13 protein-coding genes are annotated in these 12,484 nt (G+C 63.5%); 7 read left to right on the plus strand and 6 right to left on the minus strand.

The genetic code is table 11. The features are described from left to right. Positions 1–120 precede the first annotated feature (120 nt). Together rplL and rplJ are read right to left on the minus strand one after the other, a co-directional pair. On the minus strand, positions 121–495 hold the full coding sequence (gene rplL, locus SBA_RS06585; protein WP_224548658.1) for a 50S ribosomal protein L7/L12: 375 nt from the start codon (positions 493–495) through the stop codon (positions 121–123). Positions 496–564: 69 nt separating this feature from the next. Beyond that, positions 565–1,080 (minus strand): 50S ribosomal protein L10, encoded by a 516-nt coding sequence (rplJ, locus tag SBA_RS06590; RefSeq protein ID WP_224548660.1) that lies wholly within the window; start codon positions 1,078–1,080, stop codon positions 565–567. A gap of 1,008 nt (positions 1,081–2,088) precedes the next feature. Here rplJ and SBA_RS06595 point away from each other — a divergent pair. Next, complete coding sequence (locus tag SBA_RS06595; RefSeq protein WP_224548662.1) at positions 2,089–2,844, plus strand: cupin-like domain-containing protein; 756 nt, start codon at positions 2,089–2,091, stop codon at positions 2,842–2,844. Next, positions 2,841–4,028 (plus strand): GNAT family N-acetyltransferase, encoded by a 1,188-nt coding sequence (locus tag SBA_RS06600; protein ID WP_261936298.1) that lies wholly within the window; start codon positions 2,841–2,843, stop codon positions 4,026–4,028. Before SBA_RS06595 ends, SBA_RS06600 begins: the two co-directional genes overlap by 4 nt. A 102-nt stretch (positions 4,029–4,130) precedes the next feature. Here SBA_RS06600 and SBA_RS06605 read toward each other — a convergent pair whose 3' ends face one another. After that, positions 4,131–6,236: a RelA/SpoT family protein gene (locus SBA_RS06605; protein WP_224548665.1), complete on the minus strand. Its 2,106-nt coding sequence runs from the start codon at positions 6,234–6,236 to the stop codon at positions 4,131–4,133. A 112-nt stretch (positions 6,237–6,348) separates the two neighbouring features. On the opposite strand from SBA_RS06605, the gene SBA_RS06610 reads away from it, so the two are divergent. The 3 genes from SBA_RS06610 (at position 6,349) to SBA_RS06620 (ending at position 8,815) form a co-directional block, all read left to right on the plus strand. Next, complete coding sequence (locus tag SBA_RS06610; RefSeq protein ID WP_224548667.1) at positions 6,349–6,831, plus strand: winged helix-turn-helix transcriptional regulator; 483 nt, start codon at positions 6,349–6,351, stop codon at positions 6,829–6,831. Between the two features lie 80 nt (positions 6,832–6,911). Further along, positions 6,912–8,018, plus strand: a complete 1,107-nt coding sequence (locus tag SBA_RS06615) for a sensor histidine kinase (protein WP_390902396.1) — start codon at positions 6,912–6,914, stop codon at positions 8,016–8,018. Continuing rightward, positions 8,015–8,815 carry a LytR/AlgR family response regulator transcription factor gene (locus SBA_RS06620; RefSeq protein WP_224548671.1) on the plus strand — a complete coding sequence of 267 codons (801 nt, stop codon included), beginning with the start codon at positions 8,015–8,017 and terminating at the stop codon, positions 8,813–8,815. Before SBA_RS06615 ends, SBA_RS06620 begins: the two co-directional genes overlap by 4 nt. Before the next feature lie 85 nt (positions 8,816–8,900). Here the strand turns inward: SBA_RS06620 and SBA_RS06625 are convergent, their stop codons facing one another. Then, positions 8,901–9,317 (minus strand): GtrA family protein, encoded by a 417-nt coding sequence (locus tag SBA_RS06625; protein ID WP_261936300.1) that lies wholly within the window; start codon positions 9,315–9,317, stop codon positions 8,901–8,903. A 45-nt stretch (positions 9,318–9,362) separates the two neighbouring features. On the opposite strand from SBA_RS06625, the gene SBA_RS06630 reads away from it, so the two are divergent. After that, positions 9,363–11,288, plus strand: coding sequence for a hypothetical protein (locus SBA_RS06630; RefSeq protein ID WP_261936301.1), 1,926 nt, complete (start codon positions 9,363–9,365; stop codon positions 11,286–11,288). Here SBA_RS06630 and SBA_RS06635 read toward each other — a convergent pair. Then, positions 11,250–11,708, minus strand: a complete 459-nt coding sequence (locus SBA_RS06635; RefSeq protein WP_261936302.1) for a nucleoside deaminase — start codon at positions 11,706–11,708, stop codon at positions 11,250–11,252. The genes SBA_RS06630 and SBA_RS06635 overlap by 39 nt on opposite strands. Positions 11,709–11,762: 54 nt before the next feature. Beyond that, positions 11,763–11,984 (minus strand): hypothetical protein, encoded by a 222-nt coding sequence (locus SBA_RS06640; protein WP_224548676.1) that lies wholly within the window; start codon positions 11,982–11,984, stop codon positions 11,763–11,765. Between the two features lie 166 nt (positions 11,985–12,150). On the opposite strand from SBA_RS06640, the gene rpmB reads away from it, so the two are divergent. After that, positions 12,151–12,444 (plus strand): 50S ribosomal protein L28, encoded by a 294-nt coding sequence (rpmB, locus tag SBA_RS06645; RefSeq protein ID WP_066604556.1) that lies wholly within the window; start codon positions 12,151–12,153, stop codon positions 12,442–12,444. Positions 12,445–12,484 lie beyond the last annotated feature (40 nt).

Here is a 12,484-nt window from a genome sequence, read left to right on the forward strand (position 1 = left end):
GACGGCGCTTGCCGCCGGCTTGCCGTCGTCCACGAAAAAGGCGGCAACCGTAACGGCGCCGCCCTATATCCGCCGGCCAGAGCCGGGCCAATGTGCCCCGCATGTAGCGGGGCGCACCGATTACTTGAGTTCGACGGTCGCGCCGGCTTCTTCCAGCTGCTTCTTGACCTTCTCGGCCTCGTCCTTGCTGACGCCTTCCTTGACGGCCTTCGGCGCGGATTCCACCAGCGACTTGGCTTCGGTCAGGCCCAGGCCGGTGATGGCGCGGACTTCCTTGATGACGTTGATCTTCTTGCCACCGTCGCCGGTCAGGATCACGTCGAATTCGGTCTGCTCTTCAGCGGCCGGAGCGGCGGCGGCGGCAGCCGGGCCAGCGACGGCGACGGCAGCAGCGGCGCTAACGCCCCACTTTTCTTCCAGAGCCTTCGACAGCTCGGCGGCTTCGAGGACGGTGAGGGCCGAAAGCTGGTCGACCAGAGCGTTGATGTCTGCCATTTGTCAATTTCCTTATTTGGGGCGCTGCGCCCCGTCAGATGAGGGTCAAAAAATCGGGTCGGGAACGGCTCAGGCCGCTTCCTTCTCCGCATAGGCGTTGAAGACTCGCGCGAGCTGCGCAGCCGGTGCCTGGGTGACGGTTGCGAGCTTGGTAGCCGGAGCGACGATGAGGCCGATCAGCTTTGCACGCAGTTCATCCAGCGACGGCATCGATGCCAGGGCCTTGACGCCCTCCGCATCGAGCAGCACTTCGCCCATCGCGCCGCCAACGATCTCAAGCTTGTCGTTGGTCTTGGCGAAATCGATCGCAACCTTGGCGGCTGCGACCGGGTCGGCCGAGGTGGCGAGGCCGACGGGGCCGGTCAGCAGGTCGCTGAGCGGGCCGTAGGCGGTGCCATCAAGGGCGATACGGGCGAGGCGGTTCTTCGTAACCTTGTAGGTGGCTCCTGCGTCGCGCATCTTCTGGCGCAGGACAGTCGACTGGGCGACGGTCATGCCGAGGTTGCGGGTCACGACGACCACGCCAACTTCTGCCAGCTCTGCGTTCAGCGCGGAAACGACCTCAGCTTTCTGATTACGATCCATGCCATTACTCCACTTCATGTCCGACCGCTTGCACGGACGAACGACTAAACCCACGCCGGAGGCATGGGGCACTAAGTCCGAGGGGAGAGATCGACTGGCCCGCATCCATCAAAGGAACAGGCAGACCCGAATCGGGCATAGCGCCCGTCCGGCAAAGAACTTTTCCCCGTCTCGGCTGGAGATTAAGAAGGGCAGATCCCTTCACCAACTGTCTCGGACGGTGAACCCCGAAGGGTTCGCTGCGGGCGCCTTTACAGAGTCGGGGCAGCGATGTCACGCGGAAACTGGCGCGGGGCGGGTGCGCAGGAGCCGCGGGGCACGGGCCGGAAGTCACAGCAGCGCGCCACCGCCGAAGTTCACACCGTTGTCGCGGTCCGCCGACGCAAAATGTGGAAAAATAGAAGGCGATGCAACTGTAAAGCTCCCGCGAAGCCACAGAGAAGCCACAGAGGGGTAAGCCCGGCGCGCCTGCCGGGTCACGACCGGGTCATAAGGACGCGCCGCCGACGCGCCGCATTGCGCAGGAGGCTCCGTGCGTGGCCCGCAAGCGTGTGCGGTGCGGAGGGCGAAGGGGTGGCGCATCCATGAGGATAGACCAGAGAAAATCCTATTTTGGAAGGGGCCGCGTGGGCGGGTTTCGGAAGTGCCGTCGGGGCGGGATGGCTATGGCTGTCCTTCGGCTTTTGCCGGTCGGCATGAGGTGAGATAGATCGACCGACGAGTATTCCCGACCATCCGGCTACAAGACCATCCTGTCCGGGCACGAAGATTTTGCTTCGGGAAGCCTTGGGCGTCGATTGGGTGGTCCATGGATAGTCAGTTCTGGTCGAGCCTGGCGCCAGGCAGCCGCGGGCCATTTAACTGGATTTTCAACCTTCTTGGGCAATGCTGAGGCGATCGCTCCGTCGTCGCTGAAGAATTGCCGCCATGTCCTTCCTCGCCTCGTCCAGTCTAGGCCCGTTCGCGAGTGCCTATCCCCTGTCGCCAGCGATGCTCCGGCACAGCCTCATGGATCAACCGCTCCTGTCCATCGAGGCGCTGGCGCAAGCGGCGCTCGACCTGCCACCGGAATATGTCGAGCGCCGGATTGCGAACGCTCCCCATGGCGGCGATTTCGCGATGGACCGATCGGACGACGCCGATGCCGCAAGCGTCATTCGCGCCATCAAGACGAGCGGCAACTGGGTCATGCTCCGCTTCGTCGAGCAATTGCCGGCCTATCGGGACTTGTTGGACAGGGTGATGGGCGAGATCGGGCCCGTGATCTTTCCAGCGACCGGTCCGGGCCTGACGGTCAGAGGGTTTATCTTCATTTCATCGCCCGGCACTCTGACGCCATTTCATTTCGACTGTGAATATAATATCCTGTTCCAGATTGCGGGCGACAAGCAGTTCGCGACCTATCAACCCATGCCGCCCTGGCTGCCGCTCGACCGGCATGAAGCCTATTATGGCGCTGGCGACAATATGTTGCCCTGGAACGATGCCTATGAGGCGGAGGCGAATATCCACCCGCTGCGTCCCGGCGATGCGCTCTTCATTCCTTATGCGTCGCCGCATTGGGTGAAGGCAGGCGCGGAGCCGACCATTTCGCTGTCGATAACCTGGCAGAGCGCATGGAGCCAGTCGGTTGGGGCCGCCATGCAGATCAATCCGCTATTGCGCCGCTGCGGATTACCGGCCGGGGACATGCCCGCATGGCCAAAGGCGCCGAAATGGCGTTCGCTCGGTTGCCGTGTCGCCCGCAAGGCCCGGCTGTTATGAGCCGTCTATCCCCCGCCAGCGTATTTCGTGCGGGCAATCGCCATGAATGGCCGGTGGCGGGCGCCGGCCGGCCAACCGTTCGCCTGGTGCGTCACGCCGACCTGACGGCGCATGATCGGGCATGCTGGGCGGCGCTGTCCGCACAGGCCGGGGATGCGAACATCTTTGCGCAGGACTGGTTCATGGAAGCCGCGCTGTGCCAATCCGACGACGGCCATGAGGCGCTGCTGGCGGTCGTCAGCCATGAACATGGGCCGTGGCTGGGCGTGATGCCGCTGATGGCCGAATGGCGATTCGGGCGCTGGCCTGCCCGCATATGGCACAGCTGGTCGGCAACCAACCAGTTTCTGGGTACGCCACTGGTGATGGCGCAATCCGCCGATATTTTCTGGGAAAGCTTGCTCGCCTTTCTCGATACGTGCGCTGGTCGCGCAATATTGCTGCATTTCGAGAAATTCGACGCAGATGATCCGATCAGCATCGCGCTGTTCGACCATTGCAAGCGGGAAGGGCGTGCGGTCCACGCCATCCAGTGCGTCGAGCGCCCGGCACATCGCGCCGGCGACGAGGCCGAGGCGCGCAGCGACGCCAAGACGCAAAGCCGGCTGCGCAGCCTGTCGCGGCGGCTGGAGAGCGATCATGGGGCCGTTACGGTGACGATGCTCGATCCGGTTGCGCCATGCACGCCTTGGATCGACGCTTTCCTGGCGATGGAAGCATCCGGCTGGAAGGGCCGCGTGGGCAGCGCGCTCGGCAGCAGTGCGGCCACGGAGGCTCTGTTTCGCACCGTCATCGCGCGCGGCCACGCCAATGGCAGCGCGCGACTGAGCAGCTTGTCGGCCGGTGGCCGCGTGATCGCCATGTCGTGCTGGTTTGAATCCGCGACCTGGGGCCATGGGTTCAAGATGAGCTTCGATGAAGACTATCGCGCCTATGCCCCCGGTCAGCTTTTGATGCGGGAAATCAGCGAGGGGATCAGCCGCCGGCCCGACCTGTCTTTCGACACTTGCGTGCCACGCGACGCAAGCCATTGTCATCGGCTGTGGCGCGGCAATCGGCGGATCGTCGATGGAGCCGTGGCGATCGGCTCGACGTGGCAACGGTTGCATTTCGACGCCTTGATAAAGGCGCGGGCGGCTTATGCGGCGGTCAAAGCCCATCTTTCCAGGCTGCAAATGCCGTAGATGCAGTTCTCGCAGGCGATGCGCAAGGGGCTTAACGACGGCTAGTTCGGGACAGGCGATTGGCCCCCTGATGGGTGGGCCGTGCCCCCGCCACCGGTCCTCCTAAACCCGATCCGCCTGCACCACGACGTCGATTGCCCGCAACGCCGACAAGATCCGGTTCAGATGCTGCGCATCCGCCACTTCCAGGTCGATGATGTCGGTGTGGAAGGGGCCTTCGCGGTTTACCAGTTGCAGGTTCAAAATATTCGCCTTGGTCGCGCCGAAGACGTTGGCGACGGCGGCCAGCGCGCCGGGCTGGTTCTTGACGATGACGGACAGGCGGGCGGTGCCGCCCTTCGACTTGCCGTCCCAGGCCAGATCGATCCAGTCGTCGTCCTGCTCCACCTCCAGCGACCGGCAGTCGATGGTATGGACTTCGATCGGTTCCCCGGTGCGGCGCACGCCGACGATGCGATCGCCGGGGACGGGATGGCAGCAATCGCCCAGATTATAGGCGATGCCCGGCGTCAGGCCGCGGATCGAGACGGGTTCGTGCTGGCGGGGATGCGCCTCCTCCATGCCCTGCGCGCTGGTGGAGCCGGGCATCAGCGCCTCCATCACTTCGGAATCGAGCAGGCGATGGGTGGCGATCGCGACCATCAGCGACGCGCGATCGTCCAGCTTCAGCCGCTTGAGCGCGGCGGTCAGCGCCTTGTCGCCCAGCTCTTTTGCCAGGTCGGGGGAGAAGCGACCGACGATTTCCTCATAAAGCTTCTCGCCGAGCTGGATTTCCTCGCCGCGCTGCTTCTGGCGGATATAGCGGCGGATTGCGGCGCGCGCCTTGCCGGTGATGGCGAAGGTGAGCCAGCCAGGTTGCGGCTCCTGCCCTTCGGATTTCAGGATTTCGACCTGATCGCCATTTTCGAGGCTGGTGCGCAACGGTACGACGCGGCCATTGACCTTCGCGCCGACGGTCTGGTTGCCGAGCGAGGTGTGGACGGCATAGGCGAAGTCGACCGGGGTCGATCCCTTGGGCATCTGATGCAGTTCGCCCTTGGGCGAGAAGGCGAAGATGCGGTCCTGATACATCGCCATGCGGGTATGTTCGAGCAGTTCGTCGGCGTCGTGGCTCTGCTCCAGTATCTCGACGAGGTCGCGCAGCCAGGCGGCGTGATGATCGGCGGCGTCGCCCTTCTGTTTATAGGCCCAGTGTGCGGCGAGACCGAGTTCCGCGTCATTGTGCATGTCGCGGCTGCGAATCTGCACCTCGATCCGGGCGTTGTCCTGATGGATGACGGTGGTGTGCAGCGACTGGTAGCCGTTGCGCTTGGGGGTGGAGATATAATCCTTGAACCGCCCCGGCACCATCTTGAACGTCTGGTGGATGATGCCCAGCGCGCGGTAGCAATCCTCATGGCTTTCGGTGATGACGCGGAAGGCCATGACGTCGGTCAGCTGTTCGAAGCTGATATGCCGTTCCTGCATCTTCTTCCAGATGGAGAAAGGGTGTTTTTCGCGGCCCGACACGCTGACCGACATGCCCTTGCCGCTGAGCAGCAGTTGCAGTTCCGCGCCGATCCGGTCGACCTTGTCATGGCCGCCTTCCTTCAGTTGTTCCAGCCGCCTGGTGATGCTGGCATAGGCTTCCGGCTCGATCTCGCGGAAGGCGAGCAGCTGCATCTCGCGCATGAAGTCGTACATGCCGATCCGCTCGGCCAGCGGCGCGTAGATGTCCATCGTCTCGCGGGCGATGCGGCGGCGCTTGTCGGGATTTTTGATGAAGTGCAGCGTGCGCATATTGTGCAGCCGGTCGGCGAGCTTGACCAGCAGCACGCGGATATCGTCCGACATGGCGAGCAGGAACTTGCGGAGATTTTCCGCGGCCCGCTCATTTTCGCTCATCGCCTCGATCTTCGACAGCTTTGTCACGCCATCGACCATGCGGGCGACATCCTTGCCGAAGGCGCCCTCTATTTCCTCATAGGTGACCAGCGTATCCTCGATCGTGTCGTGCAGCAGCGCGGTCACGATCGTCTGGTCGTCGAGGTTGAAGTCGGTCAATATGCCCGCCACCTCGATCGGATGGCTGAAATAGGGATCGCCGCTGGCACGCTTTTGCGAGCCATGTTTCTGGACCGAAAAGACATAGGCGCGGTTGATCATCGCTTCGTCCGCATCCGGATCGTAGCGCTTTACCCGTTCGACAAGTTCATACTGGCGTAGCATCGTTTCCCGATTGTGTTGGAAGACCCTTGTCGTGCAACAAAAAAATCCCATCTTGCACGAATAAGGCGGCGATTTTGCAACGCCTGCGGCTTTGCGCTATGCGTGATGATATATGAAACATAATCTGGCCCAGGATCTGGAACAATGTGCGCTGCCCAGCGCGCTGGAGATGATGGGGGAGCGCTGGTCCTTTCTCATCCTGCGCGGCGCATTGTCGGGCATCCGCCATTTCGAGGAGTTTCAGTCGACGCTGGGCATCGCCCGCAACATCCTGGCCAACCGGCTGTCCCGGCTGGTCGAGAACGGCATATTGGTGCGCCAGCCGATGCAGTGCGACCGGCGCAAGGTCGAATATCGGCTGACCGAAAAGGGGCAGGGGCTGGCCCCCGCGATGATCGCGCTGCGCCAGTGGGGCGAGCGATGGGGCTGCGGCACGCCGGCGTGCCAGGTGCTGGCGGACAAGCGCGACGGCCAGCCGATCCGCCCGATCGGCATATTGGCGCATGACGGCCGCACCCTGGAGCTGTCGGACCTGGTCTGGCTATGCACCGACGAGGTGACGCCGATGACCGAAGAGCCGGCCGCAGCGGCCTGATCCCCGCCCTTCCGCAACCGGGCTCGCCGAAACCGGCTTTGACCGGCGGCCCAAATCGCTTAAGCCTGCACGCAATGTCCGTGACCGTGCCCCGCATCAAGCCTCAGCCCTTTTTCGCTGACAAGAACCGCGCCTTCTGGAACCTGCAGTCGCTCGGATGGGCCGGCGCGTTCCTGCTGCGCGGCTCGTCCACCATCGCCAATGGCCAACCGCTGTCCAGCCTGGTGCCGGTGCTGATTTCCACCGTCTCGGGCTATTCGGTGACGCTGCTGATCGCGGTGATGTTCCGTTTCCTGTTGAAGCGGCGGCCGATCGTGACCTGGGGCGTGTCGATCGTGACCGTGGTCAGCGCCGCGGCGCTGGTCGCCTTCATCGACGCCTGGGTCTTTTCGACGCAGAACCGGGGTAGCGAGACGGCGGGGTTGCAGCTTTTCCTGGGCGCCTTCTACCTGTCGATGACGCTGCTGGGCGCCTGGTCGGCGCTCTATTATGCGATCAATTTCTACCTGACGGTGGAGGAGCAGGCGGACCAGTTGCTGCGGCTGGAAAATCAGGCGGCCAATGCGCAACTGGCGATGCTGCGTTACCAGCTCAATCCGCATTTCCTGTTCAATACGCTCAACTCCATATCGACGCTGGTTCTGCTCAAGCAGACCGACCGGGCCAATGCGATGCTGTCGCGGCTCTCCTCCTTCCTGCGCTACACGCTGATTAACGAGCCGACGGCGCAGGTGACGATCGAGCAGGAGATCGAGACGCTGAAACTCTATCTGGAGATCGAGAAGATGCGGTTCGAGGAGCGGTTGCGCCCGTCCTTCACCATCGATCCGGCGGTGGCGCAGGCGCGCTTGCCCTCGCTGCTGCTCCAGCCGCTGGTCGAGAACGCGATCAAATATGCGGTGACGCCCAAGGAGGAGGGGGCCGAAATCGCCGTCAGCGCGCAGCCTGCCGGGGATAATGTCCGGATCGTCGTATCGGACAGCGGACCGGGATTGAACGAAAGCGGAATGAGGCCGCACATCCCCATGAGCGAGGGGACCGGGATCGGCCTGCCGAACATCCGGGACCGGTTAATTCAGGCCTTCGGGGAACGACAGAGCTTCGAAACGCGTTCCACGCCGGGCGGATTTTCGGTCATCATCGAAATTCCGCTTAACATGGATGAAACATCGAAAGTGGCCGCATGACCATCAGAACAATCCTCGTCGATGACGAAAGCCTGGCCATTCAAGGGCTTCAGCTACGTCTGCAAGCGCATGAGGATGTCGACATTATCGAAACCTGCACCAACGGCCGCGAAGCTATTCGCGCGATCAAGACGCATAAACCTGACCTTGTGTTCCTTGATATCCAGATGCCCGGTTTCGACGGCTTTTCCGTCGTCCAGGGTTTGATGGAAGTCGAACCGCCGCTGGTCATCTTCTGCACGGCCTATAGCGACCATGCGATCCGCGCATTCGAGGCGCAGGCGGTCGATTATCTGATGAAGCCGGTGGACGAAGGCCGTCTGGCCGATGCGCTCGACCGGGTGCGCCAGCGGCTCACCGAAAAGCGGCAGGTGCAGGAGATCGAGAAGCTGCGCGAAGTGCTGGCCGAGGTTGCGCCCCAGGCGATGACCGATTTCGCCGCCGACGACGACGCACCCGCGTCCAACCGATTCGAAAAGCTCATCAACATCAAGGATCGCGGCCAGATTTTCCGGGTGGACGTCGATTCGATCGAGCGGATCGATGCGGCGGGCGACTATATGTGCATCTATACCGCCGATAACTCGCTGATCCTCCGCGAGACGATGAAGGATCTGGAAAAGCGGCTCGATCCGCGCAATTTCCAACGGGTGCATCGTTCGACCATAGTGAATTTGTCGCAGGTGCGGCAGGTGAAGCCGCACACCAACGGCGAATGTTTCCTGGTGCTGGAAAGCGGCGCGCAGGTGAAGGTCAGCCGCTCCTATCGCGACGTGGTGGCGCGCTTCGTGCATTGATTTTTGGCAGAACGTGTCGCTGTGCGGGCACGCTAGGCGCCTTGCCTGACCTGGGTTCCCGCCTGCGCGGGAGCACGGCGATACCTTATTTGAACACCCACTGCCGGTTCAGCCCGAACATCACCGCAGGCGTCACGAAGATCATCGCCGGTATGGGCGACCATTCGGGCCAGCTCATGTAAGTGACGCACAGGAAGACCCATAGCGCGTTCAGCGCATAGCTGATGAGCGACACCGTCACGAACTTCACGCCGCGCGCCGCGTGGTTCGCTTCGCCGCCATGGCCGCGGAAGGTGAAGAGGCTGTGGCTGACATAGCCGATGGCGACGGCGGCGAGATAGCCGATGAAATTGGCGGCCTGCGGATGGAAGCCGGCCAGCGCTGCCAGGGTCCAGTAGATCGCGGCCTGGCAGGCGGTGACGAACAGGCCGGTCACGCCGTAGCGGACGATCTGCCAGAACAGGGCGCCATGCTCTGCATAAAGTCGTGACAGATATTTCATGGCTCGCCCCGTTGCGCTTTGAGGCGGACGCTCTAATCCACGCGCATGACCTTGCCTAGCGTCCAAACCCTGCGCGCCCATCCCCTCTATGCCCGCGCCCGGCATTGGGCGCCGATCCTGACCGCTTACGCCCAGCGGCACTGGAAATGGCTGACCTTGCTGATCTGGATCGTGACCGCGGTCACAATGGTCGCGACCCGCTGGCCCGCCATCCACTGGCTGGTGCTGAGCGATACCGATGACAATATCCGCTATGTGCAGGTGAAGGACTGGCTGGCGGGCCAAGGCTGGTATGACCTGCGCCAATATCGGCTCGATCCGCCGGGCGGGGCGAATATCCACTGGTCGCGGCTGGTCGATATCCCGATCGCGGGCCTGATCCTGTTCTTCCGCGCCTTTGTCGATCAGGGGCTGGCCGACCGGCTGGCCTGCGGCATTGCGCCACTGTTGCCGCTGCTGCTGCTGATGCTGAGCCTGGGGTTCATCGGGCGGCGGCTGGCCGGGCCGAACGGCTGGCTCCTCGCCGTGCTGGCGCCGCTGGCCGCGCAGATGGGGCTGGGCATGTATGCGCCGATGCGCATCGATCATCATGGCTGGCAACTGGCGCTGGCGGTGACGATGCTGGCAGGCGTCATCGACACCAACAGGCTGCGGGGCGGGGTGATGGCGGGGGTCAGCAGCGCGCTGTCGATCGCCATCGGCATGGAGATGATCGTCTATCTGGCGGCGGGCGGTGGCCTTATAGCGCTGCGCTGGGTGTTCCGGCCGGGGGCGGAGCGGCGGATGCTGCCCTATGCGCTGAGCCTGGGCGGGGCGACGTCGCTCTGCTATCTGCTGTTCGCCAGCTACGCCAATCGCGCCATGGTCTGCGACGCGCTGTCGCCGATCTGGGTCGCGGTGTTCGGGGCGGCGTCGGCGGGCATGGTGCTGCTGTCCTTGGCGCCGTTGCGCGGCTGGGCAGTGCGGCTGGCCGCGGGTGCCGTGGTGGGCGGCGCGGTTGGCCTCTTCTTCTGGCTCAACTGGCCGCAATGCCTGTCCCCCTATCAGATTTCGCCCGAGCTGGAGCGGCTGTGGCTGGCCAATATCCGCGAGGCCAAGCCGATCACGGCGCAGGCGCAGAGCATGGTGGTGCCGTTGCTGGCGATCCCGCTGGCGGGCCTTATCGGCCTGATCTGGGCGCTTTGGGAATCGCGCCGCGACGGCGAGCAGCTCTGGGCCTGGGCCACGGTGGGGCTGATGATGGTTTTTTCCACCGCCTTGCTCTTCTGGCAGCTACGCGCCGGGCCGGCGGCGCAATTACTGGCGATCCCGCCTGCTGCCTGGGCTGCGCACCGGCTGATCGGCATGATCCTGACGGGATCGCGTCGGGTGAAGATTGCGGCCGGAACGGGGGTGGCGCTGCTCGCGGTCATCGCCTGCGCCTATCCGCTCTATCCGCAGGTGGTGACATTCTATCAGGAAGCGACAGGCACGAAGCCCAAGCCATGGCGTCCGTCCGCCGTCGCCCGCACCGCGGCGATCAAGAAGGCGAACGGACGTTGCCGCACCCTGCCGGCGCTGGAGATATTGGACCAGCTGCCGCCCGCGACGATCTTCACCATGGTCGATCTGGGGCCGCGGCTGATCGCGACCACCCATCATAGCGCGCTGGCCGGCCCCTATCATCGCAACGGAGCGACGATCCTGGACATGCACCATGCCTATGACGGCCCAGCCGAGGCTTTCCGCCCGATCGCGGCGAAGCATCATGCGACCTATCTGCTGGTCTGCCCCAATTTCCCCGAAGGCACGATCTACCAGTCGCGCAGTCCGAGCGGCTTCTATGCCGGGTTGATGCGGGGGACGATTCCCCGCTGGCTGGTGCCGGTCACGCTCAAGTCGGGCATGACCCTGCCCTATCAACTCTATCGCATCGATTATGGGGCGGGACGTTCAGCGCCGGGCGGCAAAAAAGTCCCGCAGCAGCGCTGAGGCTTCGGCTTCGGCCAGGCCGCCATAGACGTCCGGCCGATGCAGGCATTGCGGCTGGGTGAAGAGGCGCGGCCCTTGCTCGATCGCGCCGCCCTTGGGATCACCGACCGCATAATAGAGCCGCGCGATGCGGGCGTGCGAAATGGCGCCCGCGCACATCGGGCAAGGCTCCAGCGTGACCCACAGGTCGCAGCCGGTCAGGCGGAAGTCGTTCAGATGGGTCGCCGCCGCGCGCATGGCGACGATTTCGGCATGGGCGGTGGGATCATTGTCGCGGCGGTTGCGGTTCTGGCCCTCGCCGATGATCGCGCCATCCTTCGTCACGACTGCGCCGATGGGCACTTCGCCCGCCGCCTGCGCCAGCCTGGCGAGGTCGAGCGCGCGGCGCATCGGGGCGGGAAGCGGGAAGGGCGGGGCCATAAGCCCCGCCGTTACAGGATTGCGGCGCTTTACGAAAGGCGCGCCAAAAGCGGCCTAGGGCTTCTTGACCGCGACGGTGGGCACTTCGACCGTTTCGTTGCGCGTGCCGACTTCCACCTTGGCGACGTTCGCCTCATATTTGGGCAGCGCGCCCTGCTTGACCGCGATTTCGGGCAGGCGGCCCTCGCTGGTCTTTTGCAGATCGATGAATCCGGTTGCTATCCCGACGCCGACCACGATAAGCGCGATCAGCAACAGTCCGCCGATGAAACGCATAATTCCTCCTCTATCCGATTGCAGGGAAGAACGCGGCGTCGGGCAAAATGGTTGCGCAAGCGCCACGATCGGCACGGCCAAATTCATGCGCGTGGTTGACGCTGGCCGCGAATCTGTTTATCGGCGCGGCTTTCCGAACGAACCCGAATTCAAAGGTTGATTGACTATGTCGCGCATTTGCGAGCTGACCGGCAAGGGTCGCCAGGTGGGTCACAATGTTTCCCACGCCAATAACAAGACCAAGCGCGTGTTCCTGCCGAACCTGCAGAACGTGTCGCTGATCTCCGAAACCCTGGAAACCAGCGTCAAGCTGCGCGTGTCGACCCATGGTCTGCGTTCGGTCGAACATAATGGCGGCCTGGACAACTGGCTGGTCAAAACCAGCGACGACAAGCTGTCGCTGAAGGCCCGTCGCCTGAAGCGCGACATCGTCAAGAAGAAGGCTGCCGTCGCAGCCTGATTCCCGCGATTCGTTTCGGCATAAGGAGCGGCCCCTCACC

This window comes from Sphingomonas bisphenolicum, from assembly GCF_024349785.1.
GTDB lineage: Bacteria > Pseudomonadota > Alphaproteobacteria > Sphingomonadales > Sphingomonadaceae > Sphingobium > Sphingobium bisphenolicum.